General features: G+C 54.8%; 24 protein-coding genes and 1 pseudogene. 11 read left to right on the forward strand and 14 right to left on the reverse strand.

The genetic code is table 11. The features are described 5' to 3' along the window. Window positions 1–61: 61 nt before the first annotated feature. The 4 genes from AT687_RS02825 to AT687_RS02840 form a co-directional block, all read right to left on the reverse strand. Window positions 62–826 carry a macro domain-containing protein gene (locus AT687_RS02825; RefSeq protein WP_014318745.1) on the reverse strand — a complete coding sequence of 255 codons (765 nt, stop codon included), beginning with the start codon at window positions 824–826 and terminating at the stop codon, window positions 62–64. Between the two features lie 14 nt (window positions 827–840). Further along, entirely contained in the window at window positions 841–1,215 is a 375-nt protein-coding gene (locus AT687_RS02830) for a hypothetical protein (protein ID WP_014318746.1), read from the reverse strand. A gap of 201 nt (window positions 1,216–1,416) precedes the next feature. After that, complete coding sequence (locus AT687_RS02835; RefSeq protein WP_010934450.1) at window positions 1,417–3,201, reverse strand: acetyl/propionyl/methylcrotonyl-CoA carboxylase subunit alpha; 1,785 nt, start codon at window positions 3,199–3,201, stop codon at window positions 1,417–1,419. A 256-nt stretch (window positions 3,202–3,457) separates the two neighbouring features. Further along, window positions 3,458–4,339: a sulfurtransferase gene (locus AT687_RS02840; RefSeq protein ID WP_010934451.1), complete on the reverse strand. Its 882-nt coding sequence runs from the start codon at window positions 4,337–4,339 to the stop codon at window positions 3,458–3,460. 596 nt (window positions 4,340–4,935) lie between these two features. Between AT687_RS02840 and AT687_RS02845 the strand changes: the two genes are divergently transcribed. Next, on the forward strand, window positions 4,936–5,994 hold the full coding sequence (locus AT687_RS02845) for a Cj0069 family protein (RefSeq protein ID WP_041740449.1): 1,059 nt from the start codon (window positions 4,936–4,938) through the stop codon (window positions 5,992–5,994). A gap of 194 nt (window positions 5,995–6,188) precedes the next feature. Next, complete coding sequence (locus AT687_RS02850) at window positions 6,189–8,306, forward strand: acyltransferase family protein (protein WP_014318748.1); 2,118 nt, start codon at window positions 6,189–6,191, stop codon at window positions 8,304–8,306. Here the strand turns inward: AT687_RS02850 and AT687_RS02855 are convergent. The 4 genes from AT687_RS02855 to AT687_RS02870 all read right to left on the reverse strand — a co-directional run bounded on the left by AT687_RS02855 (window position 8,303) and on the right by AT687_RS02870 (window position 11,453). Next, window positions 8,303–8,731 (reverse strand): DUF3151 domain-containing protein, encoded by a 429-nt coding sequence (locus tag AT687_RS02855; RefSeq protein ID WP_004567033.1) that lies wholly within the window; start codon window positions 8,729–8,731, stop codon window positions 8,303–8,305. The two genes, AT687_RS02850 and AT687_RS02855, sit on opposite strands and share 4 nt — an antisense overlap. Window position 8,732: 1 nt before the next feature. After that, window positions 8,733–9,329 carry a Maf family protein gene (locus AT687_RS02860; protein ID WP_041740452.1) on the reverse strand — a complete coding sequence of 199 codons (597 nt, stop codon included), beginning with the start codon at window positions 9,327–9,329 and terminating at the stop codon, window positions 8,733–8,735. A gap of 18 nt (window positions 9,330–9,347) precedes the next feature. Further along, window positions 9,348–10,253 (reverse strand): ribokinase, encoded by a 906-nt coding sequence (locus tag AT687_RS02865; RefSeq protein ID WP_014318751.1) that lies wholly within the window; start codon window positions 10,251–10,253, stop codon window positions 9,348–9,350. Window positions 10,254–10,397: 144 nt separating this feature from the next. Continuing rightward, complete coding sequence (locus AT687_RS02870) at window positions 10,398–11,453, reverse strand: LacI family DNA-binding transcriptional regulator (RefSeq protein WP_014318752.1); 1,056 nt, start codon at window positions 11,451–11,453, stop codon at window positions 10,398–10,400. Window positions 11,454–11,767: 314 nt separating this feature from the next. Between AT687_RS02870 and AT687_RS13340 the strand changes: the two are divergent. After that, a pseudogene (locus AT687_RS13340) lies at window positions 11,768–12,049 on the forward strand (PTS ascorbate transporter subunit IIC); the annotation flags it as partial. 267 nt (window positions 12,050–12,316) lie between these two features. Here AT687_RS13340 and AT687_RS02875 read toward each other — a convergent pair. Further along, window positions 12,317–12,577, reverse strand: a complete 261-nt coding sequence (locus AT687_RS02875) for an acyl-CoA carboxylase subunit epsilon (protein ID WP_014318754.1) — start codon at window positions 12,575–12,577, stop codon at window positions 12,317–12,319. A 95-nt stretch (window positions 12,578–12,672) separates the two neighbouring features. Next, window positions 12,673–14,304 (reverse strand): acyl-CoA carboxylase subunit beta, encoded by a 1,632-nt coding sequence (locus AT687_RS02880; protein ID WP_021334890.1) that lies wholly within the window; start codon window positions 14,302–14,304, stop codon window positions 12,673–12,675. A gap of 630 nt (window positions 14,305–14,934) precedes the next feature. Here AT687_RS02880 and AT687_RS12925 point away from each other — a divergent pair. Beyond that, window positions 14,935–15,141, forward strand: coding sequence for a hypothetical protein (locus AT687_RS12925; RefSeq protein WP_014318755.1), 207 nt, complete (start codon window positions 14,935–14,937; stop codon window positions 15,139–15,141). Between the two features lie 13 nt (window positions 15,142–15,154). Continuing rightward, entirely contained in the window at window positions 15,155–15,922 is a 768-nt protein-coding gene (locus tag AT687_RS02885; protein ID WP_014318756.1) for a hypothetical protein, read from the forward strand. A 242-nt stretch (window positions 15,923–16,164) separates the two neighbouring features. On the opposite strand, the gene AT687_RS02890 is transcribed toward AT687_RS02885, so the two are convergent. Continuing rightward, window positions 16,165–17,796, reverse strand: a complete 1,632-nt coding sequence (locus AT687_RS02890) for an acyl-CoA carboxylase subunit beta (protein WP_014303039.1) — start codon at window positions 17,794–17,796, stop codon at window positions 16,165–16,167. 150 nt (window positions 17,797–17,946) lie between these two features. Between AT687_RS02890 and AT687_RS02895 the strand changes: the two genes are divergently transcribed. From AT687_RS02895 to AT687_RS02915, 5 genes are read left to right on the forward strand one after another with little or no spacing between them, the layout of a single operon-like run. Then, entirely contained in the window at window positions 17,947–18,747 is an 801-nt protein-coding gene (locus tag AT687_RS02895; protein ID WP_014318757.1) for a biotin--[acetyl-CoA-carboxylase] ligase, read from the forward strand. After that, complete coding sequence (locus AT687_RS02900) at window positions 18,748–19,212, forward strand: hypothetical protein (RefSeq protein WP_014318758.1); 465 nt, start codon at window positions 18,748–18,750, stop codon at window positions 19,210–19,212. It abuts the gene before it with no gap. Window positions 19,213–19,265: 53 nt separating this feature from the next. Next, a complete protein-coding gene (locus AT687_RS02905) occupies window positions 19,266–20,471 on the forward strand; it encodes a 5-(carboxyamino)imidazole ribonucleotide synthase (RefSeq protein ID WP_014318759.1) in 1,206 nt (401 codons plus the stop codon). After that, window positions 20,471–20,971: a 5-(carboxyamino)imidazole ribonucleotide mutase gene (gene purE / locus AT687_RS02910; protein ID WP_004567050.1), complete on the forward strand. Its 501-nt coding sequence runs from the start codon at window positions 20,471–20,473 to the stop codon at window positions 20,969–20,971. The genes AT687_RS02905 and purE overlap by 1 nt, the downstream gene beginning before the upstream one ends. 4 nt (window positions 20,972–20,975) lie before the next feature. After that, a complete protein-coding gene (locus AT687_RS02915; protein WP_014316455.1) occupies window positions 20,976–21,437 on the forward strand; it encodes a YdcF family protein in 462 nt (153 codons plus the stop codon). Here AT687_RS02915 and hypD read toward each other — a convergent pair. Together hypD and AT687_RS02925 are read right to left on the reverse strand one after the other, a co-directional pair. Then, on the reverse strand, window positions 21,429–22,544 hold the full coding sequence (gene hypD / locus AT687_RS02920; protein WP_010934465.1) for a hydrogenase formation protein HypD: 1,116 nt from the start codon (window positions 22,542–22,544) through the stop codon (window positions 21,429–21,431). The genes AT687_RS02915 and hypD overlap by 9 nt on opposite strands. Next, on the reverse strand, window positions 22,544–22,801 hold the full coding sequence (locus AT687_RS02925) for a HypC/HybG/HupF family hydrogenase formation chaperone (protein WP_004567055.1): 258 nt from the start codon (window positions 22,799–22,801) through the stop codon (window positions 22,544–22,546). The genes hypD and AT687_RS02925 overlap by 1 nt, the downstream gene beginning before the upstream one ends. A gap of 57 nt (window positions 22,802–22,858) precedes the next feature. Here AT687_RS02925 and hypE point away from each other — a divergent pair, with 57 nt between their 5' ends. Further along, entirely contained in the window at window positions 22,859–23,929 is a 1,071-nt protein-coding gene (gene hypE / locus AT687_RS02930) for a hydrogenase expression/formation protein HypE (RefSeq protein WP_014318760.1), read from the forward strand. 8 nt (window positions 23,930–23,937) lie between these two features. Here the strand turns inward: hypE and hypF are convergent, their stop codons facing one another. Next, window positions 23,938–26,172, reverse strand: coding sequence for a carbamoyltransferase HypF (gene hypF, locus AT687_RS02935; protein WP_014318761.1), 2,235 nt, complete (start codon window positions 26,170–26,172; stop codon window positions 23,938–23,940). Window positions 26,173–26,183: the final 11 nt, after the last annotated feature.

Below are 26,183 nucleotides of genomic sequence, written 5' to 3' on the forward strand. Positions count from 1 at the left end.
GCAGCCGGTTCGATTATCTCCCGCGCGGAGATTCGAACCGGCTGCTGTTGTTTTCGTGTGTTTAATCCGTTACTGGTGCGAAGGTGCGTCGATACGCTCCGGCTGCCGATTCCGAGTCACATACGATAACCACATGCGCCGAGAATCCTGTTTTCCTGGCGGCTGCTAGCTCCTCGCTGAGGATTTGGGCCTCCATTCCCGCGGGGTACCCTAACGGTCCTGTTAGTTGGGAAGGAATCGTCAATTCCTTCCAATCCCTTCCCGCAGCGGTGGCAAAAATATTTCGGAAACACTGACGTAATAATTCGATACTTTCGCCTCGCGCTGCCAAATTAAGCTGTGGGGTCACAATGTGAATAAGCCATGGCGTGGGAAGCAAAAAACCGCTTGTAACGTACGCAGATCCTACCTCTATGTGCTCGTGGGATTCTTTGAGCAGTCGTGCGCATTCAAGGCGAAGACCGAAACCAGCGCGTTGATGGATTCGGGCCGCGAGATCGCTTATCGACGGCGACGTCGGCCCAATCAACGTTTGAGTAGCCGGCACCACCATTGCCGAAAATGGCAACTCTGTGATGTCTCCTACCATGACTGTAGCCGCAGGCGTGGTGGCTTTGAGGAAAGCTGATTGGGCCTCTTGGAGTTCTTGAGAAGCCGCGCGCGGATCACGCATATTCACCATCGCAGCGATACTAGAAAGTGTGTGTTGGAAAGAATCGTCGATTCCTTCCGATACAACAATGGCATTTCGGGGATCGTCGGCTTCTAGGGCGTGGAGAAAATTCCGTGCTGCTGTTACTTGAGCGTCGGTGGGGCTATTGGTCATAGCGCCTTATTGTATTAGTTACTGATGTTGATTCCGTGTGCGGTGCACCAGCGGGTGATGGGGCCGCGGATTTCGGTGACTGCGTCACCGACTGTTTTGGGGGTGAGAACGGGATCGTTGGGGAGTTTGCGGTTGAGGTCGCCCACGGGGGCGATGTCGAGAACAGTGGCGGTGTCGGTGATGTGAAGTGCAGCGAGTGCGATCATTTCGACGTTTGTTTGTTCGCAGACTGCCCATGTGTAGATGGTGTCGTGGTCCCAAGCGGTGCGGGCTTCGTCGACGGTGAGGTGGGCGTCGACAAGCTGGAGGGCGGGGGAGTCGTCGATTCTTTCGTCGTTGTGGAGTGGGCGTGCGTAGAAGCGGCCGCCGTTGATTTCGGTTGGTTCCATGTCACATAGTGTAAAGCTTTTCTCGAACACTGTTCAGTAGTTTTGGGGCGACAGTGTGAAAGTAAAACAAAAGTGGGCCTTCCCACGGTACTACTTGAGTACCTGCGGGAAGGTCCACGTGGGGTGACGTCAGGCTCGTAATGTCAGCGCAGTAAGGCAGTAAGCCAGCGAGGTGACGAGCCTGAGCCTTCTTAAGGGCGCTTAGGCGTCTTTGATTTCGAGGAGAACTTGGCCCTTGGTCACACCTTCGCCGGCAGCGATGGCTAGGCCGGTGACAACACCGGACTTGTGTGCCTTGACGGGGTTTTCCATCTTCATTGCTTCGAGGACGACGACGGTGTCGCCTTCAGCTACTTCGGCGCCTTCTTCGGCGTTGATCTTGATGACGGTGCCCTGCATTGGTGCTGCAACAGCGTCGCCAGAGATGGCAGCCTTGGAGCCACCTGCGCGGCGCTTCTTGGCTTTCTTCTTTGGTGCACCTGCTCCGCCGCCGAGTGCGAGGTCGCCTGGTAGTGCGATTTCTACGCGGCGGCCGTCGATTTCCACGACAACTTTCTGGGATGGCAGTGCTGCTTCTTCATCATCCACATCTGTTGGGTCGACGTATGGCTCGATAGGGTTGTTCCACTCTTCTTCGATCCACTTGGTGTAGACCTCGAATTTTTCGCCGTCGCCGATGAAGGCTGGGTTTTCCACGATGTGGCGGTGGAATGGCAAGACGGTAGGCATGCCTTCGACGACGTACTCATTAAGAGCGCGGGATGCGCGTTGGAGTGCTTCGTCACGGGTTTCTCCGAAGACGATGAGCTTGGCGAGCATGGAGTCGAATTGGCCGCCGATGACGGAGCCTTCGACGATACCGGAGTCCATGCGCACACCTGGGCCGGAAGGCTCGATGTACTTGGTGACCTTGCCTGGTGCGGGCATGAAGTTTGAGCCTGCGTCTTCGCCGTTGATTCGGAATTCGAAGGCGTGTCCACGAGGGGTTGGGTCTTGTTTGATGTGGAGTTCTTTGCCTTCTGCGATGCGGAATTGCTCGCGTACCAAGTCGAGGCCGGTGGTGACCTCGGTGACGGGGTGTTCCACCTGGAGGCGGGTGTTGACCTCAAGGAAGGAGATCAGTCCGTCGGAGCCGACGAGGTACTCTACGGTGCCGGCACCGTAGTAACCAGCTTCTTTACAGATGGCTTTGGCGGATTCGTGAAGGCGGGTGCGCTGGTCGTCGGTAAGGAATGGGGCTGGTGCTTCTTCGACGAGCTTTTGGAATCGGCGCTGGAGGGAGCAGTCGCGGGTGCCTGCGACAACAACGTTGCCGTGCATATCTGCGATGACTTGGCACTCGACGTGGCGTGCTTTGTCGAGGTAACGCTCGACGAAGCATTCGCCGCGACCGAAGGCTGCCACTGCCTCGCGGGTTGCGGATTCGTAGAGGTCGGCTACTTCATCCATGGTGTAGGCAACTTTCATGCCGCGTCCGCCGCCGCCGAATGCTGCCTTAATAGCGATGGGAAGTCCGTGTTCTTCTGCGAAGGCGACGACCTCGGAGGCGTCTTTGACTGGCTCTTTGGTGCCTGGTGCCATAGGTGCTTCGGCTTTAAGCGCGATGTGGCGTGCGGTGACTTTGTCGCCGAGGTCGCGGATGGACTGCGGCGATGGGCCGATCCAGATCAGGCCTGCATTGATAACTGCTTCGGCGAAGTCGCCGTTTTCAGAGAGGAAGCCATAGCCTGGGTGGATGGCGTCGGCGCCGGATTTCTTGGCCGCGTCGAGGATCTTGTCAAAGACAAGGTAGGACTCGGCGGAGGTTTGGCCACCTAGTGCAAATGCCTCGTCAGCCATGGAGACGAAAGGAGCGTCTGCATCGGGCTCTGCGTACACGGCGACGCTGGCGATGCCGGCATCGCGGGCTGCACGGATAACGCGGACGGCGATCTCACCGCGGTTTGCGATGAGCACCTTAGTGATCTTCTTCTGTTCCACAGACACTGAAGCTCTCCTGGTTCTGATGAAAATTTTTGGGGCTGGTGTAGCAATTCTAGGGGCGTGGCATGACATCTTGCTATAGGTTGCTACACCATTGTCAGTCGTTTGAGTGCCCGACATTAAAAGTAAGATGGTCTACATAGTGCACTTAATGCGGTAGGCATCACATATTCTTCCACATTAGGTAGCCATTGAACGGCAAATTCCTCGGAAGAATTGCTCCCGAGGAATTCATTTTATAGTCAAAACTATTATTTTTCTAGGGTGCCACGCCGGGCTCTTCGCCTTTCGCGATAGGCATGCGAATCATGTTGCCCCATTCGGCCCAAGATCCGTCGTAAGTGCGGGCAATGTCGTGTCCAAGCAGGTACTTTAGGACGAACCAAGTGTGTGCTGCGCGGTCGCCTACTTGACAGTAGGTGACGGTTTCGGCATTTTTGTCGAGTCCACCGTAGATCTCACTGAGTTCGGAAAAGGAGCGGAACCGGCTGTTCGGGTGTACTGACTTATTCCATGGAATGTTCACTGCGGTTGGGATATGGCCGCTCCGTAACACCCCAGATGAGGGGTAATCATTGTCTGTGGTGCCCGCATATTCGGATTCACTGCGGACGTCGATAAGCTGTTGCGTGCCCAGTTTGCTCACGAGCTCGTCGACAAAAATGCGCGCTGGTGCGCTGGTATCGGTGACAACGGGGTAGCCGGTTGCGGGGTACTCCGGAACGGCATACGAGGTGTCGCGTTCTTCGGCCATCCATGCGTCTCGGCCACCGTTGAGGATACGGACATCCTCATGGCCGAAGAGCTCGAAGATCCATAGGGTAAAGGTTGCCCACCAGTTGGACTTGTCGCCGTAGATCACTACGGTGTCGTCTCGGGCGATGCCTTTAGCGTCCATGAGCGCTGCGAAATCCTTGGCGCTGATGTAATCGCGGATGGTGGCGTCGTTAAGGTCTTTGGCCCAGTCGATGCGTACGGCACCGGGGATGTGTCCGATGTCGTAGAGGAGTGAGTCCTCGTCGGATTCCACAACGCGAAGGCCTTTAGTGCCTAGGCGAGCGCTCAGCCACGAGGCGGAGACGAGCTTTTCGGGGTGTGCGTACTCCTGGAACTGTGGGTGTGGATCGAATGGTGCTGGCATTTTTACCTTCTTCAATGACTAAACGGTGACGCGCAATCGCTGAAAGATTCCACTATGGCAGTGGGCTGGCGTGAAAAGTCACGGGGTTGACCCACCTTTAAGCAATATTGTCACAACGTGGCAGCTCAGTTGATTGTTCCATACAAAGTTCACATTGTGAGCAGTCTTACAGCTGCCATTATTCTTTCTTTATGCATTGCGGCCGCGCATAGCCTACCGCACGTGAGCTGAGCTGTGTAGCTAGCTCGGTAAAAGTATCGCTGAGCAGGGAAATATTGGACCAAAGTGGTCAGTGCTTATCGACGTTCCCCATGTCCGCACTCATCCCCTAGATATAAGGATGAGCTTGTAGTTTGTGTGTTGTTGATTACTCCTTAGTGTGTTCTATCCCCTAGGAGTGAGATGTTTAATAGCATCAGCTTTGAGGCGCTCACTCAGTAAAAGCCGGTATGTCTAGCGTGGCCGCACTGCCAAGCTCCTCGGATGTTGTATCGCGGTATATTCGCGTCCTATTTTGTGGCTGATTTCTTATGCGCGAAGGCGGTTGTTCTTTGCAGAAGGAAGATTCCCACATAACACCCCGAAAGGTTCATAAATTGCACAAGAGCATTGTTGTCTTCGAGGTCGAAGGCGGAAACGATAAGCAGTTTAACGGTCACCGTAAAGACACGCTTCCTATCGTTGATGCCATCAAGGAAAAGGGCTGGCACGCTGAGGTTGTGTTCTACCGTCCTGAGTGGAGCGAAGGCCTGTTCGAGTATGTTTCTCAGAACTTCGACGGCTACATTTCTCGTGTTAACCCAGGCAACATTCCTGGCGGCGAGAAGGGCTACTTTGATCTGCTGACCAAGCTGTCTGAGGCTGGCCTTGTGGGTATGTCTACCCCAGCTGAGATGATGGCTTATGGCGCAAAGGACGCCTTGGTCAAGCTCAATGACACTGATTTGGTTCCTTCCGATACCGCTGCTTACTACGACGTGGAGACCTTCCACAACACCTTCCCAACCTCGCTTTCTTATGGTGAGCGCGTTCTCAAGCAAAACCGTGGCTCCACGGGTTCGGGCATCTGGCGTGTGCAGCTTGAAGACAAGGAGCTTGCTGCGTCGGTAGCACCAGGTACTGCGTTGCCACTGGATACCAAGCTGCGCTGCACCGAGGCGGTTGATAACCACACCGAGATCCGTGAGCTCGGTGAGTTCATGAACTTCTGTGACCAGTACATCGTCGGCGACAACGGCATGCTCGTTGATATGCGCTTCATGCCTCGCATTGTCGAGGGCGAAATCCGCATCTTGATGGTTGGCCCACACCCCGTCTTCGTGGTGCACAAAAAGCCGGCCGCTGGTGGCGACAACTTCTCAGCAACCTTGTTCTCCGGCGCAAAGTACACCTACGACAAGCCAGAGGCATGGCAGGAGCTCGTCGACATGTTCGCAGCTGCTCGCCCTGTGATCGCTGAAAAGCTTGGTGGCGACAACATCCCGCTGATCTGGACCGCAGACTTCATGCTCGCTGATGGCGAGAACGGCGAGGACACCTACGTTCTCGGCGAGATCAACTGCTCATGCGTGGGCTTCACCTCTGAGCTGGACATGGGCATCCAGGAGCTCGTTGCTCAGGAAGCCGTCGAGCGCGTGGAAAAGAAGCACGCATAAACGTTTTCGTTACGTATAAGCGTAAGCGGCGTACGCCCTTATTCTCTCGATGGGGAGACAAAAGGTGGTGCGCCGCTTTCGTGCTTTTCGACGCCTCCCCGCGTAACGTGTCTTTCGTATTCCACGATGTGCATTGGTTAAAATATTGAGGTTATTTTCTACACAACGATCAATTCTAAGACGCGAGATTTCCGGTGCCGCAACCTAAAACTCAACAATCTTCTAGGCCTTCGACTACTAAATACCGCTATGACCTTGATGGTCTACGCGGTATTGCTATTGCATTCGTGGTCATCTTCCACGTGTTTGTGGGCCGTGTGTCGGGTGGCGTGGATGTTTTCCTCTTGCTGTCGGGCTATTTTTTCCTTGGTTCGCAGCTGCGTTATGCCGCTAAACCGAATGCCAGCTTGAACCCGTGGTGGCCGTTGTGGCGAACGATTCGTCGACTCCTTCCAGCACTCATGGTGGTGCTGATGTCTACGGTGCTGATTATTGAGTCAGCGATCCCCGAGCTTCGCACCACAAATGTTGCGGATCAGGTGCTGGCTAGCGTGGGGTATTACCAAAACTGGGAGTTAAGTGCGCAGGGCTCTGCCTATGGTGCAGCCTCCAGTGTGGTCAGTCCGTTGCAGCATCTGTGGTCGATGTCTGTGCAGGGACAGTTTTATCTGGCGGCGATTGCGTTCGCCCTGTTTGTATCTGTGGTGTTGAAGCTGCGGCGTCGACGCGGCCATGAAGCCGAGCGGGTGCGTCATTTGGCCGGTATTCCGCTGATCGCGGTGACGGTGGCGTCGTTGAGCTATGCGGTGTACTTGCATCCGGTGGATCAGCCACTGAATTATTATTCCACGTGGTCGCGTGTGTGGGAGCTGACGCTCGGCGCGGTACTTGTGTTGTACGCCGATAAGATTCGGTTCAGTCGCGTCGTGGGCGTGGTGTTGACATACCTAGGCCTAGCGATGGTGTTGACCACCGGCTTGCTTTTCGACGGCGCCCAAGTATTCCCAGGTCCTGGCGCTTTATATCCTCTGGGCGGCGCTGCAATGGTCATCCTTGGGCAAGGCCACGGCGCTGGCTGGATGAAGAGCCGTTTCATGCTGTGGCTTGGTTCGATCGCGTACCCGTTGTACCTGTGGCACTGGCCGCTGTTGATTATGTCCACGATTTATCTTGGACTCGATCGTCCAAGTACTGGACTCGGTATCTCGGTGATTGCGGTGTCGGTCGTTTTGGCACACCTGACGCACAAGCTCATCGAGGAACCTTTCAAACAGCATGCCAAACGCCCCGAACGCCAAGCGCGTCGAGTGCGTAGTGCGGCAGCGACGTTGCGTAAGGCAACGGGGGCTACGCGTGCGCTCGCCGGCGTAGTGGTTCTTGCGCTGTGCGGGACAGCATTGTGGATTCCTTCCGTATGGCAAAAGGAAGTACAGGCGCTGTCGAAGACTCAGCTGGATCCGGTGCTGTATCCGGGTGCGATGGCGTTGGTTGGCGGGCGTGTGCCGCAGGTGAAGTTTGCGCCGGATCCCTATGTTTTGGCTAATAGTTTGTCACCAGCGTGGACGGACGGCTGCATGTCGGAGCTTGACGACGACCCCACGAAGATCGCGAACGACAACTTCGGCGAGGAATACTGTGTTTATGGCGACAAGAATGCCAAGAAGGTTGCCTATGTGATCGGTGGTTCCCATGCGGAGCAGTGGATGGCTGCGTTGGATCAGATCGGTCGCGATCATGGTCTGAAGATTATTCCGATTGTGCGTCAGGGTTGTCCTGCGTTTGCCACGGAAGAAGACGGTGTATTTAGCGATGACTGTGCGACTTTTAACAAGGTCATGCTGGAGAAGGTCCGTAAGGATAAGCCTGATCTGGTGATTTCTAATTCCACGCGTCCGTTGCTGGAGAAGCTGCGCGGTTTGGACGAGGTTCCAGAAAGCTATCGCACGCTGTGGGCGGTTCTAGAAAAAGAAAAGATTCCGTTTATTGGTTTGCGGGATAATCCGTGGTTCTTGGATAAAGATGGCCAAGCGTGGCCCCTATCGCAGTGTATTGCAAGCGGTGGCAGCATAATGGAATGTGGTAAGCCGCGGGAGGAAATTTATTCTCCTGTGGATCCCGCGGCACGTTTCTTGAAGTCCAAGACGATGATCTCTATTGACACCGCCGACTGGTTCTGCCCGAATGGTTTTTGCCCCGGTGTGATCGGCAATATCTATGTTTATCGCGATGGCAACCACATTTCCGATGCCTACGCGTTGAGTCTTGTCCCACTGTTGTGGGAGAAGATGGAACCAGTGGTCTCCCAGCTTTAGGCTGGTGGAAGCAGCGTATCGACGCAGCTCTGGTCGGCGTCGAGAAGCATCTGGCGGCATCGCTCGTATTCGGCGGTGTCGCCAATTTTTTGTGAGGCTAAGGCAAGCGCGGCAATAGCACGCAGCACGCCTTGGTTTGGCTCGTGTGCAAATGGCACTGGCCCCCAACCTTTCCAACCGTTGGCGCGGAGGCGATCGAGGCTGCGGTGGTAGGCGGTTCGTGCGTAGGCGTAGGCGATGGCGCGTTGCTCATCACTGTGCGCTGTTGCAAGGGCTTTGTGTGCGAGTTGTGCCCACACGGATGGGCTTTCGGGGTGTTCAAGGGCGGTCGTAGCAGTGACTGCTTCGAGATCCATGCCGTCAAGCGCTGGGTCTTGCGGAAGCTGAACGGGTAAGGGAGCGAGCATATCGTTAAAAGCTGTCATATTAGTTATTGTTCCAGAATTCGCTGACGTTGTAGCCTGCCGCATATAGCGCACGACGTACCACCGGCAGCGACAACCCGATAACGCTGGATGGATCGCCAGTAATGGAGTCGATAAACCAACCACCGATGGCCTCGAGCGTAAAAGCACCCGCACACTGCAAGGGCTCGCCGGTACGCGCATAGGCTTCAATATCGGCATCGTCGGCGTGGGCAAACGTGACAGTCGTTGTGGAGGTTTCTACATACCGACCGCGCGGGGTGATCACACAATGGCCGGTAATGAGTTCAGCGGTTTTACCATGCTGTTGTTTCCACCGTTCAATAGTCTTATCTACGGTGTGCGGTTTTCCTTGAAGGGCCCCATCAAGCAGCAGCATGGAATCACCCCCAATGACTACATCATCGGGGTAGTCGCCAGCAATAGCCTCGGCCTTGGCCTGCGCCAAGGCGGCGACTTTATCAGCAGGGCTACGCTCTACAAGGGAATCCAGCAGGGCGTCTTCATCAACATCTGCGGGGCACACGAGTGGTTCGACACCAGCGCTGCGCAGAATTGATAACCGAGATGGAGAAGATGAGGCGAGCACGATATTCATGCTCACCTATAGTAGGCGCTACACCGCGGGCAGCGTATCGGAGTCAGAAGGATAAGAAGTTTGCGCCCCGCGACCCTGAACGGAGAACGCTCCGACACGGGCTGCGAACGTGGCGGCGTCGATAAGCGAGTCTCCTTGCAAACGACGTGCCACGAAAGCCCCTGCGAATGCGTCACCAGCACCCGTGGTGTCTACTGCTGTGACGTATGGGGTGGCAATCGGTGTCACACCAGAAGCATCGGCGACCAGCGCGCCATGTCCACCAAGGGTCAACACCACGGAGGCAAAACCTTGAGAACGCAACGCTTCGATGAGAACGTGGGGATCCTCGCTGGTTACAGGAGCGCCGAGTTGCTCTAGAATCAACGCCGCCTCATGCTCATTAGCCATCAACGGATCCGCGCGCAGGAGGCAGTCACGATCGACATCAATCACAGGCGCAAGATTGACTACCACGGTGCCTCGAGCTGCCTGCACTGCGGCGCTAAAACCATCCGCGGGAATCTCACCCTGTAAGAGCACGATGTCGGCATCCTCGATGGGCTTACGATGGTGTTCCACGTAGTCCGCGGTGACATGCGCGTTCGCGCCGGGGATAACGATGATGCTGTTTTCGCCGTCATCAGAAACTTGAATATAAGCAACGCCGGTATTGCCGTCGATTGCTTCGACCGCGTCTAAGTTCACGCCGGAAGATCGCAGGATTTTCAGTGCGTGGTCGGCATAGGTGTCGTTTCCTACCGCGCCTACGAACGACACAGTTGCACCTTGCAGCGCGGCGGCAACGGCTTGGTTTGCGCCTTTGCCGCCTGGGCTGATGGTGGAGTCGTGGCCAAGGAGGGTTTCGCCTGGGCTGGGATGTCGTGCTACTTGGATGCTGACGTCAGCGTTGATCGAACCAACAACAGTCATAGATGAGGACATACTTTTTCAGTCTCTCCTTTCCACAGCAGCATGGCAGCCACCGTCTACGTCAAGGGCGTAGGTAGTCCTTGGGAAGTACTTATTCACCATTATTAAGGAAATATATGGTCGGTGGCTGGATTTCTGTCGTGGGGGTGAGAAGTGCTACACCGCCAACGAATGGGAAGCCCGCAGCGCAAGCGTTGTCGGGATGACGCATGACGTTGCTCGTTCGCCGTTATTCATATGCGAGTAAAGCATGTCGAATGCGCGTTGTCCCATGTCATCGACCTGCTGGTCAATGGTGGTAATAGGCCGCTCTTGGAGCATAAACGCTGGGGTGTTGTCGTAGCCGATCAACGCCACATCCTTACCGATGCGAAGTCCACGGGCGTAGATCGCCTGAATCGCGCCGACCGTCATCATCATATCGCCGGTCAAAATGCTATTGACTCCGCGATCGAGGAGCTCGTGCGTACCAGCAAAACCGGCCTCGCTGGAGTAGCCGCCAAAATAAACGTCAGGGGAAGGAATTCCCAGTTCGCTCTTGATTGACGTGATCGCTTCGAGGCGTTCCCTGCCTGTCGACGTATCTTGTGGCCCGGCAAGGTATCCTATCGCCGCCCCTGGGTTCAGGCTTAGCATTCGCAGAGCCTCTTTCATCGCTGGCAGTGGATCAGAGGTGACGGATGGAACCGCATTGTGGGTGACTGTTCGATCGGCTGCAACGATGGGTGTGCCTTGTTCTGTAATGGTAGTGATTTGTTGAGCAGACTGAACGTGGGGGACTACGATGATGCCGTCAACCTGCTGGCTGTTGAGAATATCCAAAGCACTGTTAATAAGCTCGGGCGATTCCGCTGAGTTAGCCATCATGCAGCAGTAGCCCTTAAGACTTGCGGCTTCTTGAATAGCTGATGCTAGCTGGTTGAAGTAAGGGTTGCGGATATTTGGCAGGACAATGCCAATAGTGTTGGACTTTTGGCTGCGGAGCGCCTTTGCCTGAGCATTTGGCCGATAGTTGAGCCTAGCAGCTGCTTCTTCGACTACGCTGCGGGTTGATTCGGAGATAACGGGGTTACGGGCTAGCGCGCGCGACACGGTACTGATAGACAAGCCAGTGTCGGCGGCAATGTCTTTTAGGGTGATGCTTTGTCGCCCTCTGCGCCATGTAGGTGATTTCTCTGCGTTCTCAACTGTTGGTTGAGAGATGTCACTCATGCGTACCTACTTTTCTGCAAACGTTTGCGTGTCTATTGTTAATTTTGAATCTACTGAGGTTGCTGTTTTTAAGTCAAGATTGAGAAACCCATCAGTGATGGGCGCCATAAAGGTATGTTAAAAATGGAATAGATTTCCTTGGGAAATTAGCAAATATTCTGTACTTGGAATAATGCTTCTAGCTGTGGTTTCGTGTATTTTTTTGCGCGCTAAAAGGATATTATTTTTATTTTTTTCGTTACAAAGTTGACTAATGTTCTGGGTGCGAAATTGTTGTGTTATTTATATAAGTAATGTTTTAAAACCGGAAGAGCCACTTTGGTGATGTCAATACGACCTTCGGCGATGCCGACTTCGGATGGTTCGGCATGCTCGTCGGTGGCGGCGCTCGCGTAGGTGGTCCGCTCGGCATCGTCCTAGTGATCCTGGTTGGTCTTACAGGTGCTGCTGCGGTTCCGGCCCAGGGTTTGACCCGTACATACCCGAAGGTCTTGCCACCGAAGGGCGCTCCGGTTCCTCCGAGCCACCATTCGGGGATATTTCGAAGGATTTTTCTCGACACTTCACACCAAATCGCAAGAAAACCGGCCGTTTGACTGGATTTGGTGTGAAGTGCCGTCTTTTCGGGGGTGAGCGGGGGTGGCTCGCCCACCAGCGCCCACCAGCGCCCACCAACGCCAGCCAAGCCATGGTTGTGAAAAACGTCCCACTCCACACAGAGCCACGCCCGAACCCCGGCGAACTAATCAATGCACTCTAAAACCGGAAGAGCCGAAAAACCTCGCATTTAGTATGCAAAAAGGCTTGATCTACCCCATAGTGAGGGGCAGGTCAAGCCTTTTTGACTAATGATCTGAGTAACTTTAGAAGAAGCTCATGTTTCTAAACGCGGTGGGGTTGTAGGTTCTGGGGCGCTGAAGGCGCTCTTCTATGCTTCCCCACAAGTTGCGTTCGCGCTCTTGCTTGGATTGCTGTGCAGCATTATCTGCCATGGACGCAAAAAGGGCCGTCAGGGTAGCTACTTGTGTTGGATCGGGGTTGCCTTTAACAACACGCAGAATCGGCTTTTGCTGTGCGCTCTCTGGCGTTGACTGAGCTTGTGCGTCAGATACTGAGTCAGACATGTCAAACCTATTTCAAAATATGGGGAAGATGGATGCGAGGCATTCTACCTCACCTAGACTGCAAGGGGTGAGGTAGAAGACGTACCTGTGGTGGTTTACAGCGGAATGTTGCCGTGCTTCTTTGCAGGAACGTTAACAACCTTGCGGTCCAAAAGGCGGAGGCCTTCGATGATCTGACCACGGGTTTCGCTTGGTGGAATAACGGCGTCGACATAGCCACGCTCAGCTGCCATGTAAGGGTTGACCAAAGTTTCTTCGTACTCGCGCTCGTATTCCTTAGCTACAGCGAGCATGTCCTTGCCCTCGGCAGCAGCGGCCTTGATTTCCTTGCGGTAGATGAATCCCACGGCACCAGCGGCACCCATGACAGCGATCTGTGCGGTTGGCCATGCCAAGACGAGGTCAGCGCCCATGTCCTTCGAACCCATCACGCAGTAAGCGCCACCGTAGGACTTGCGGGTAATCACAGTGATCTTGCCGACGGTTGCCTCGGAGTAGGCATAAAGGAGCTTAGCACCACGGCGAATGATTCCGTCGTATTCTTGGCTGGTGCCTGGTAGGAAGCCAGGTACGTCAACGAATTCGATGATCGGAACATTAAACGCATCGCAGGTGCGGATAAAACGAGCAGCCTTCTCAGCGGCCTTGATGTCGAGGCAGCCAGCGAACTCGGTTGGCTGGTTAGCAACAATACCAACGCTGCGTCCTTCGACGCGGCCGAAGCCGACAATGATATTGCCTGCGTAGTTTTCCTGGATCTCGAAGAAATCGCCATCATCAAGAATGCGAGTGATCACGTCCTTCATGTCGTATGGCTGATTAGGGGAATCAGGGATGATCGTGTCCAGCTCGAGATCGGAGTCGGTGATGTTCTCCTTGATGGAGCCCACCATGATCTCGGCGGGCTCGCGAGGGGCTTCTGCGCGGTTGTTGGAAGGCAAGAAGCCTACGAGGTCACGAACCCAGTCGAGGGCATCAGCATCGTCGGATGCGGTGTAATGAGAGGTACCAGAGGTGGCCATGTGGGTGTGTGCACCACCGAGCTCCTCTTGTGTGACTTCTTCGCCGGTGACCGTCTTGATCACGTCTGGTCCGGTGATGAACATCTTGGAGGTTTTGTCCACCATGATGATGAAGTCGGTGAGGGCAGGGGAGTACACGTGGCCACCTGCACAAGCACCCATGATGAGCGAGATCTGTGGGATAACGCCGGAAGCGAGGGTGTTGCGGTAGAAGATCTTGGAGTAAAGGCCAAGGGATACAACGCCCTCTTGAATACGAGCGCCTGCACCTTCATTAATACCGATCAGTGGAACGCCGGTTTTAATGGCAAGATCCATGATCTTAACGATTTTCTCGCCGTAGACCTCACCAAGAGCACCGCCAAACACTGCTCCGTCTTGGGAGAAAACGCAGACCTTGCGACCGTCGATAGTGCCGTAGCCGGTGACCACGCCATCGGTAACGGGGCGCTTGGCATCAAGACCGAAGTTCTTAGAGCGGTGACGGGCGAGAGCGTCAACCTCTACAAAGGAGCCTTCATCAAGGAGGTACTCAATGCGCTCACGGGCGGTCTTCTTGCCCTTTGCGTGAACTTTTTCGATGGATGCAGGACCCATAGGAGCTTGGGTTTCTGCGATACGTGCACGAAGATCCGCAAGCTTGCCTGCGGTCGTTGTCAGGTCGGGGGTTTGGGCCCCTGCGTCGTTAATCGTTGCGGCAGTCATGACACAATAGTGTAGGGGCTGGGGCAAAAACTTGTGAACTGTTTGACAATTTTGTCGAATCCACGGCAAAAAACTTTGCATGTGGGGGTAGATGATTTTCTCTCGGGAGGTATTAACCTGCGGTTATTGTTTTATTCGGGGGAGGGGTGATGGACTTTAATTAGGGATTTTCTGGAGAAAAGCATGTATATCGTGATTTCGGGTGGTCTGGCAAGTTCTTATGTGGGGTGAAGATCTGGTTTTAGTAGTGGGGTAGCACTTTGGGATGTATTGCACAGTTTTCCGGCTTAATTTTTACTAATACCTAATTGTTAGATTTTTGTATTGTGACCAGTGTTATTTTGTTTTGGGTAGCTTGTTGATTTGATCAATTTAAAAGCGGAGGGTTACCAAAGGTTTTCACTGAAAACTTTCTTAAAATATGTAAAACTGTTGTTTGGGTAGGTTTTATAAAAGATGGATGGAGACTCGGTTAGGGTGCCCCCACTTAGGTTGCTCATTTAATGCAAAGCTGTTACCAATAAATTGATCCAACATCTAAACCAAGGTTGTCCATAGAAATTTTGCAGCTTTTGTGTAAAAATCTGCCTGAAATCTTTCTATATTCCCTCATTCTGAAAGAGAGATTCGATGAAGTCTGTCAAGCTTGCGGTTGTTTCTGCATCCACCGCGCTATCTGTCCTTGCTGTAGGAACCGCTGTGACTGGTGCGGAAGAGGCTAAAGTTTCTGCATGTGCTGCCGCAGAGAGCAAGGCGAGTGCTTCGAAAGAAAAAGCTGCTGCAGCTCAAGCGTATGTAGATAAAAAAAATCCAAGAAATTACTTCTGCAGATCCTGATGTTATTCAGTCGATGCGCGAACTTGAGCAAGCGAAATCAGCGCTTGAAACTGCAAAGTGGGAATTGGGTGCAGCTGAAGATCTGAATGATGAGTCGAAACCTGCGGGGAATGCACTAAAAGCTCTCTTGGACCGGAAGCTGATGAACGCTTTGTCTGCAACATCTAAAGCTCGTCAAAATTTTGAGCGTGCTGAATTGGCTCTCCATGAATCTAAAGAGAATTGGATTCAGAGTGGAATTAATGGCATTGGGGTAGGTGTTAACCGTGACGAAAGACTTGAAATAGAAAATAACTTAGATAAAGCTTTGAAAAAAATGTCAGAAGCGGATGAAAGGCTATCTGCGGCGCTGCTTGCCCTGACTTTCATAAGACAGGACATTATTGACGATAAGGCTGCGGTGGAAAAGTCGCAGGAAAAACGTCACGAAGTTGCTGAAAAGTACATTGCTCAAGCGAAGGCTGCGATTGAGGCTGCAAAGCCTTTGATTGAAGCTGCAGAAACCTACTCTAAGATCTCTGTTGGGAATGCGCTTGAAGCTGCAAAGCAGGACCCAGAGGTCTTGAAAGCTGAAGAAGAAGCTAAGAAGTTGAATGATCAGGCTGTTCTTGATCAAAAAGCTGCTGAAAAATGTGCAGCGGATGAGGTTGCAAAAAAGGGAGAGAAGTCTGAGGGCAACTCCAAGTTCTTCGGTATTCTTGCTGCAGTTCTAGGTGGCCTTGGTTTGGCTGGCTTGGTTGCTTACTTCATGCCAATGATCATGAAATTTTTCAACCGCTAAATCGAACTTCTACGTTTCTCAGTAGAAAAACTGGCCTAGATTACTCATGAACAGTGGATGATCTAGGCCAGTTTTGTGCTATCTGGCTATTGGGCGATAGCAGTTACGTTGTGAATAAATACCTGTGGCTGCCTCTCCTGAAACCTAGGAAGGGCAGCCACATTCTTATCTCGTACTAACGCTCGCTCCGAGTATCCGCGCTAGTGCGAGAAGCTTAAAAGGATCTCACCAGTACAACGCTTTTAGAGCGGGATGTTGCCGTGTTTGCGGGCTGGGCGTTGCACGTGCTTGTTGCGCAGTAGGCGGAGGTTGCGGGAAATGTGTCCGCGGGTTTCGCTGGGGAGGATGACTGCGTCGATAAGCCCGCGTTCGGCGGCCATGTATGGATTGAGCATGTGGTTTTCGTATTCTTGCTCGAAAGCTTGGGTGAGGGCGAAAACATCTTCGTCGTTTTCTACTGCCTTGGCTAGTTCTTTGCGGTGTAGGAATCCTACGGCTCCGGCGGCGCCCATGACGGCGATTTGGGCGGTGGGCCAGGCGAGGTTAACGTCGGCGCCGAGTCCCTTGGACCCCATCACGCAGTAGGCTCCGCCGTAGGCTTTGCGCATGGTGACGGTAATCTTTGGCACTGTTGCTTCGCCGTAGGCGTAGAGGAGTTTGGCGCCGCGGCGCAGGATGCCGTTATGTTCTTGTCCGGCGCCCGGGAGGAAACCTGGGACGTCGACAAGCATGACGACGGGGATGTTGAAGGCATCGCAGGTGCGGATGAAGCGTGCTGCTTTTTCGGAGGCGTCGATGTCGAGGCATCCCGCGAGTTGTGTAGGTTGATTGGCAACAAAGCCGATGGATTCGCCCTCGATGCGTCCGAATGCGATGACGACGTTTTCGGCGCGGTCGGCTTGAATCTCAAGGTAGTCGCCGTCGTCGGTGAGGGACTCGATGATGTCGCGTACGTCGTAGGGGCTGGCGGGGGAGTCGGGGATGATGTGGTCGAGGCGCAGATCATCAGGGGTGAGGTTGTCGTCGATGCTGCCGTCCTCACGGTCATAGTCCTCGCGTGGTGCCATGCTGCGATTGTTGGAGGGCAGGAAGCCTACGAGTTCTTGAACGAATTCGAGTGCGTCTTCGTCGCTGGATGCGGTGTAGTGGCTGTTGCCGGCGGCAGCCATGTGTGCGGAGGCGCCGCCGAGTTCTTCTTGGGTAATCATTTCGCCGGTGACGGTTTTGATCACGTCGGGGCCGGTGACGAACATTTTGGAGGTTTGATCCACCATGACCACGAAGTCCGTGAGTGCTGGGGAATAGGCATTTCCTCCCGCGCAGGCGCCCATGATGACGGAGATTTGGGGGACAACTCCGGAAGCGTTGATGTTGTGGTAGAAGGTGCGGGCGATCATGTCGAGGGAGACCGCACCGTCTTGGATGCGGGCGCCTGCGCCTTCGTAAAGGCCGATGAGGGGGCGGCCGGTTGTGACAGCAAGTTCCATAATTTTGATCATTTTTTCGCCGTAGACCTCGCCGAGGGCGCCGCCGAAAACGGTGCCGTCTTGGGAGAAGATGCACACTTCGCGGCCGTCGATGGTGCCCCAGCCGGTGACGATTCCGTCGGTGACGGGGCGCTTGCCGTAGAGGCCGAAGTCGTGGGTGCGGTGTCGTGCGAGCTGGTCGGTTTCGATGAAGGAGCCTTCGTCGAGGAGATAGTCGAGGCGTTCGCGTGCTGTCATTCGGCCCTGTCCGCGCACTTTGTTGAGTGCCGTTTCGCCCATCGGAGTGTTGGCTTCAGCGCGCCGTGCCTTGAAGTCGGCGATCTTGCCTGCGGTGGTGCTTGGGTGGTGTAAAGCGTCCACGTCGATAAAAGATGAGGAAATGGTCATGTTTTGAGAGGATAGCGCCTCGATGGTTAGTTTTCAATACAAAAACGTTCGGCGTGTCGAAAATTAAAAAATTTCTCCACAAAGGTCACCGGCAGCCGGCATACCCACCTTTTTGCGGCAACGACTATTATCTAAGGAATGACTTCCCCCGTGTCTTCTGATTCCCGCGCCCCCTTGGACATTGCTTGGCTTCGCGAACAGCTCGTTGAAAACGGGCCCTACAACCGTCTCGAGCACACGATGGCAACAGGATCGACAAACACGGATCTCGTGGCGGCAGCACATGCTGGGGCACCGGAATGGACAGCATTTCTTACCGAACACCAGTCACAAGGTCGCGGGCGTATGGGGCGCAAATATGAATCACCTGTGGGCGCACAGCTCACCCTTTCCGTTCTTATCCGTCCCCGCAAAGAATCGGTTTCTCGGTTAGGTACCATGCCACTTGCCACAGGTCTCGCGCTTGTCGACGTCCTCGGCTCCGATCCCCGTATCGGCCTCAAATGGCCCAACGACCTGCTATGCGACGGTCGCAAGCTCTGCGGCATTTTGGCAGAAGCTGTAAGCCTTGGTGATCACCCTGCCGTCGTAATTGGTTTAGGGCTTAATACCGCGCTGACCAAAGAAGAACTCCCTGTCGCCCACGCCACCAGCCTTGATCTTGAGGGCATTGCTTATGAGCGCAACCAGCTGGCCGTGGATGTGCTCAACGCCTTGTATAAGCGCCTGAACCAATGGATTGCGGGTGATCCCTCGCTGATGGGGGACTATCGACGCGTGTGTACGTCGATAGGCGCGGATGTGCGCGTCGTGTTGTCAGAAGATAAGGAACTGCTTGGAGTGGCTGAGTCTGTCACCGATGAAGGCCTCATCTGCGTGCGCGATGCTAGCGGTGAACTCCATGAATTTATGGTCGGTGACGTGACCCATCTGCGCCTTCAGGATAAATAAGTGGCAGGAATTCGATTGCAGCAGGGGGAAGAAGTTCGCGTCGACGTCACCGCACCGCTGACACGTTTGATGCTTCCCGTATGTGAATTGCTCCTTATTACTGGACTGTGTTGGATGGGGATCGGCTTCCTTGATAAGTCGACACTAGACCCCAACAATGACCCCACCATGCGCAATGGTGTTGTGTTGCTGTGGGCTGCCTTGAGCTGCTGGCGCTTTGTGCTGCCAGTCGTGCGTGCTCGGAAGGAACGCATAATCGTTACTAACCAGCGAATCATCCTGCGAGCGCCAGGTCTTATGGGGGCGAAAGAATCGATTCCGTTTCACGCCGTGCGCTATATCGGGCGCAAAAGGAAAAATATATCCTTGGCCGTGGCTGGTTATTCCCGCCCCATTCTTCTACCCAATGTTGCCAAGGCTAAATATGTAGTTAACGAAATAGAGCAACATATTGGCTATCGGTAACCCCCGTATCTGGTTATAACCGGCATGGGGTGGTGCAGGGGTGCACGCTATAGTTGTTACCCGTGACTCACAGCAACGGTAATCCAGCAGCCCACGCGACAAACATGCCAATTCTGTGCGTGATCGGCGACGGTCAATTGGCACGAATGATGCACACCGCAGCTATCGAGTTAGGGCAATCGGTGCGTATTCTCGCAGGAGCTCCTAATGCCTCCGCAGCGCAGGTAGCAGCCGACGTTGTGCTGGGGGACTACACCAACCTCGACGATCTGCGCCGCGTCACCGAAGGTGCACACGCAGTCACCTTCGATCACGAACACGTGCCCAACCAGCACCTAGAAGCACTGATCGCAGAAGGAATCAACGTCCAACCGCGGCCAGCTGCATTGGTCAATGCACAAGACAAACTCGTGATGCGCCAGCGGCTAGCAGAACTCGGTGCCCCAGTTCCCGCATTCGCAGCCATCGATAGCGTTGAAGACGCCACCGCATTCTGGAACACCGTTGACGGTGCCGTCTGCTTGAAAGCCCGCCGCGGCGGCTACGACGGCAAAGGCGTGTGGTTCCCCGACACCCTCGAGGAACTTACCGAGCTCGTCTCCGAACTACTAGCAGCCGGAACCCCACTAATGGGCGAACACAAAGTGACCCTTGTTCGTGAACTATCCGCAATGGTCGCTCGCACCCCATCCGGAGAAGTCAAAGGCTGGCCAGTCGTAGAATCCATCCAAAAAGATGGCATCTGCTGGTTCGCTATCGCACCTGCTCCTGATCTTTCTCCAGAGCTGAAAGAACAAGCCGAAAACGTTGCCATCACCATTGCCACCGAACTCGGCGTGACCGGCAACCTCGCCGTTGAACTGTTTGAAACTCCCGACGGCATCTTTGTTAACGAGCTAGCCATGCGCCCCCACAACACAGGGCACTGGACCCAAGATGGTTGCGTGACCGACCAATTCGAGCAACACATCCGTGCTGTACTCGACCTACCGCTAGGATCGACCGCACCGCTGCAAAACTACACCGTCATGGCAAACGTTCTCGGTGCTGCCGAAGACCCCGAAACCCCCATGCCACAGCGCATGATCGACGTGTGGAAGCGCTACCCAGAAGCGAAAATCCACATGTATGGCAAAGACCATCGACTAGGCCGCAAAATTGGCCACGTCAACATGGCCGGCACGGATGTAGAAGAACTGAAAACCGCAGCTGAAAACGCCGCCTACTACCTCGTTCACGCCGAATGGAAGGAACAATAATGACACCACTCGTAGGCCTTATCATGGGCTCCGACTCCGACTGGCCCACCGTTGAACCAGCCGCCGAGGTACTCGCCGAATTCGGCATCCCCTTCGAAGTAGGCGTAGTTTCTGCACACCGTACTCCAGAGAAAATGCTGGCATACGCAAAAACCGCACATGAGCGCGGTCTAAAATGTATCATTGCCTGCGCCGGCGGTGCCGCACACCTACCTGGCATGGTCGCAGCAGCCACCCCGCTACCCGTCATCGGAATCCCACGCGCTCTCAAAGAACTCGACGGCATGGATTCTCTGCTCTCCATCGTCCAAATGCCAGGCGGGGTTCCCGTTGCTACCGTCTCCATCGGAGGCGCTAAAAATGCCGGCCTACTAGCAGCACGCATCCTCGGTGCCGGCGACCCAGAACTAGTAACCAAGATGGCTGACTACCAAGAAAACATGCGCCAAGAAGTTGAGCGCAAAGATGCCAACCTCAAGAAGAAATTGATGGGCGAGTAAGTTTTTGTTCCGGAAGGAATCGACGATTCTTGTCTTGGGCTCCAAAGTCAGGGGAGCCCAACCAGGTCACGTGTTGCGCTGGCGACTCGAGCATGCGCTTGAGCTATCTCGGCACACCACGGGGCCTATTGTTGTTTCTGGCAAGGGGGAGGCCTATGTGATGGACGATTGGTTGATTCGCCACGGGGTGGATTATCGTCGTTTGATCGTGGAACCGGAGGCGACAAGCACCAACGAAAACATAGAAAATGCTCACGCGTTGTTGCCGTATACTCAAGAGTGGCTGGTGGTTACCAGCGATTTTCATAAGCTGCGTACCCTTGCGTGGGCACGCCATCTTGGGGTGCCCATTCGCGTGAGTTCGGCGGTGACTAAGCCGCCATTTCGAGTCAATAATTTTGTGCGCGAGTGCTTCGCTTTGCCGCACTCGCTGTTGCGCATTGCGTGGCGACGCCTCCTAGCGTAGCGCCGCGGCCTCCTCACGGTTGATACGTCCGAAGTTGTAATATGCAGCGCAGGCGCCTTCGGGCGATACCATGCACGTTCCGATGGGGGTCTGCGGGGTGCAGGCGGTGCCAAAGACACGGCATTGCCACGGCTTGATTTTTCCGGTCAAAACGGAGCCGCACTCGCAGGCGACGGGGTCGGGGATTCGGCGGCCGGGGACGTCGAAAAGCTTTTCTGCATCCCACTGCGCATACTCGTCTGCGATTCCGAGGCCAGAGTTGGGGATCCAGCCAAGACCGCGCCATTCGAAGGTCTCGCGAACACGGAACACTCGTGACATCAAGTTGAGTGCGGCAGTGTTGCCCTCGGGGCGCACAACGCGGGCGTATTGGTTTCCTACCTCGGAGGTGCCGCGGAGGAACTGCTGGAGCAGCATGTCCACGGTTTGAAGAACGTCGAGAGGCTCGAATCCTGCGACGACAACGGGCTTGTTAAATTCCTCGGGGAGGAACTTAAACGTGTCGGTTCCGACGATGGTGGCCACGTGGCCTGGGCCGATAAAGCCATCAACTTTGGTGTCGTTGACCAAAACACGTAGAGGTGGCTCGATGGTCACATGGTTGCTAAACACCGCAAAGTTGGTCACATTCTCGCGTTTGGCCGCCTCGAGTGTTACAGCAGTCGACGGGGCAGTCGTTTCAAAACCTACGGCGAAAAACACCACCATTTTGGTGGGATTGTCCTTGGCTACTTTGAGGGCGTCGAGAGGCGAGTACACGAAGCGGACGTCGGCGCCGTTCGCGCGGGCGTCGAGAAGCGAGCCGGTAGAACCAGGAACGCGCATCATATCGCCGAAGGTGGTCAAGATGACGTTGGGTTGAGAGGCCAACCACAAGGCATCGTCGACGCGTCCCATGGGGATGACGCACACAGGACAACCTGGGCCATGGACGAGGTCGATGTTGTCGGGGAGGAGGTTTTCCAAGCCGTAGCGATAGATCGTGTGCGTGTGACCACCACAAATCTCCATGAGCGAGATCTCGCCAAGCTGAGCTGCATCTTTTTCGATACGATTCAGAAGTGCTTTGGCTGCTTCAGGATCGCGGAACTCATCTACGTACTTCATCAAATCTCCGATGACTCAAAAGATTGCAGTTCCTCATCAAAGCCGCCCAGCTGCTTAATTTGTTGAAGCGTCACTGCCGCCTCGTCTTCATCAATCTTGCTCAGTGCAAAACCTACGTGAATTAAAACCCAGTCACCTACATCAATTGTTTCGGCAAGAAGATCGGTGGAAACCATGCGCGAGACGCCACTCATGCTTACAGTAGCTCTCGTAGAGTCATGAATTTCCGCAATTTGGGCGGGCACCCCAAGGCACATAGATTTACTCCTCATATCCTTCAATACCGCTAGAAAACACTACCAAGGAAACAATCGATGGAACCCAAGAATCGACTAAACGACGACGAACACAAGGTAAATATCAACATCGATCGCGTACGCGCCCGACCTTTTCGATTCACAGACGACAAAGTCACGCTTCAGCACGGAGCAGGCGGAAAAGCCTCGGCCGCTTTGGTAGAAAACATATTCTACTCCGGATACGGTAACGATCACCTCGAGATGCGTGGCGACGCCGCCGTGGTACCCACAGATGTGGCTGGCGGAACCCTTGCGTTTTCTACTGACTCCTACGTGGTCAACCCCATCGAATTCCCAGGTGGCAGTATCGGTGATCTTGCGGTTAACGGAACAGTCAACGACCTCGCGGTATCCGGCGCGATCCCCACGATGATCTCTACTGCCTTCATCCTCGAAGAAGGCCTTGAGATCGCCACGCTCAAGCGCATCGTTGCAGACATGCATGCAGCTGCTGAAACTGCTGGTGTACACATCGTGACCGGTGATACCAAAGTGGTTCCCAAAGGCACATGCGACAAGCTCTACATCACTACCGCAGGTGTGGGAATCATTCCTGAGGGCCGTACCAGTGCTGACCCCCAAGTAGGGGATGCGATCATCGTTTCTGGCCCCATCGCCGACCACGGCATGGCCGTCATGATGGCACGTGGTGATCTCGCCATCAGCGCTCCTATTGAATCCGACACCCGAAGCGTGAACGGCCAAATTGAAGCGCTCTATGCTGCTGGCGTGACCCCACGTTGGATGCGCGACGCTACCCGTGGCGGACTTGCTACTGTCATGAACGAGCTCGCCCGAGCCACCGGCCTAGGCGTAGCCCTCAACGACCCGCTGCCAGTTCGCGATATGACCCGAGCCGCCTGCGACATGCTCGGCATCGACCCCATGTACGTAGCAAACGAAGGCACCTTCGTGGCGATCGTTCCCGCCGACCAAGTAGACACCGCACTGGCAACCATCCCCGAAGCCAGCTGCATCGGCCAGATCGTGGAACAACCAGCCGCATCCGTCGTTCTGCGTACCGGTTTTGGCGGTTCCCGCATGGTGGACATGTTGGTCGGTGACCCGCTACCACGAATCTGCTAATGACTAAGCTAGGCGGTGCTCACAGTCCAACGTCCCAGCACCGCCTGGCCGAGGCTTAACCCGCCATCATTCGGCGGCACAATTTGATGGCGCATATCAACGCGCAACATGCTCGACAACAGTTGATTCAATGCGCAACCACCAGTAAGACCGGTACTCATGCCGACTGCAGCCTCATCGATGTGGTGCTGAAGAATCTGCGCTACCGCATGATGAAACGTCCACGGGTTTCGAGTCTCAAGAAGTTCCGCAAATGCCTCCGGAAACGACGTCGCCTCTGATTCTCGTTTCTCGCAATTTCTAGCCGCAGCCTCGAACAACATCGCGGACTCCGCCTCAAAACTCGGCGGGCGAATCCCCACGATTGCAGCCGCAGCATCAAACACGCGGCCCAGCGAACTTGTACGCACCACGCCAAAGCCAGACGACAACTGACTTTCTACTAGTTCGATCTCTGCCGCAGATGTGTGGGAAAGAATCGACGATTCTTTCCCACAATCCCAGTCCAAATCCCATGCATGTGCGATGCCGGCCGCGATCCGCCACGGATGCTGGACCGCGCGATCGCCACCAACAAGTTCAAAGGTGGGGACGTGCCACGTGCGCTCGAATCCAGTATCAGGATGATAGGAAAGAAGCTCGCCACCCCAGATCGTATTGTCGTGCCCATAGCCGGTGCCGTCTGCGGCCAGAATGACCGCTGGTGTACCACATGCGCGGTGTTCAGCAAGAAGCGCCATCGCATGGGCTTCATGATGCTGAACCTGAACAAGCGGAATATCGTTGGATTCGCTATAGCGCTGTGCCCAAGCGGTGGTGGCATAGCTGGGATGAAGATCGCAGACCAACAAGTCGGGGCGGGTGCGCTGCATGCTCAGCATTTGATCAACTGCGCGATGGAACGCCTGCTGGCTTGGCCACGATCCCATATCCCCAATGTGGCTAGAGATATGTGCGTAGTCTTCGTGAGCAAGGGTAAAAGTGTTTTTTAATTCTCCACCGACTGCGAGCGTGCTCAGTGCCGGTTGGCCAGCTTCGGCAAAAGTGGGAATCGTCAGTGGCAGTGGGGCAAACCCCCGCGATCGTCTAATGGGAACAATGCCGTGTGCGCTGGGAACGACCACCGAATCTTCCACAGGAATATGAATCGGGCGATCGTGCATGAGGAACACATCGGCAAGATGCGTCAGATTCTCGCGCGCTACGTCATTATCCCAGCACAGGGGCTCGCCGGAGTTATTGGCAGAAGTCGCTACGACAGGGGAGTCAACCAAGAGCGTATGCAGTGGTGTATAGGGCAGCACGAGTCCTACATAGTCCAAGCCTGGAGCAATGAGTAGGCTGAGTTTGAGGCGTTGCTTGCTTGTCGTGGGCACTAAAACGATGGGATGCGCAGGATCAGTAAGCGCCGCCGTGGTATCGGCATCTAATCTGGCTAGCTCACGGGCTTTTTCCACATCGGGAATCATAACGGCCAGCGGTTTTGTGGGGCGATGCTTACGTTCGCGCAGCGTTCGCACTGCTTCGTCATTGGTTGCGTCGCACATGAGATGGAATCCGCCTAGGCCCTTAACGGCTACAATCTTTCCCCTCGAGATTGCGTCACGGCAGTAAGCGATGGGGTCGTCGACACGCAAGCGTAGCGGTGGCCTGCCATGCGTTTCAGTAGCCTCTACCCACAACGACGGACCGCAATCAGGACAGCTAATTGGCTGGGCATGATAGCGGCGATCGTGCGGATCGGAATACTCCTTGGCGCACTGCGGACACATGGGGAAAAGCTTCATTGTTGTCAGCGGTCGGTCATAGGGAAGGTCCTCAATGATGCTCAAACGCGGTCCACAATGAGTACACGTTGTAAAAGGGTAGCGATAACGGCGATTGTTTGGATCCGCCATATCCGCCAAACAATCAGGGCAGGTCGCAACATCGGGTGGGATCAGTGTGCGCGCGCCGGGGAGATGCTCGGATGCGACGATGCGGAAGTCTGTTTCGTGGCTGATCGGTGGGCATGATGACTGCGTGACGGTTACCACGTGTGCGAGTGGTGGGAGGGTGGCGAGCACGTCGGAAATGAATGCATCGAGGATGTCCTCGGATAGGGCTTGGGCCTCGACAAACACCTCAAGATCGTTGTTGCCACACAAGCCAGTTATGCGATGACGGGCGGCGACGGCGGCAACGTGGGGGCGAAAGCCTACCCCCTGAACTACACCCCTGAGAAGGTATCGAGTGCGCAACATAGTTCTAGGCT

Source organism: Corynebacterium diphtheriae, assembly GCF_001457455.1.
GTDB lineage: Bacteria > Actinomycetota > Actinomycetes > Mycobacteriales > Mycobacteriaceae > Corynebacterium > Corynebacterium diphtheriae.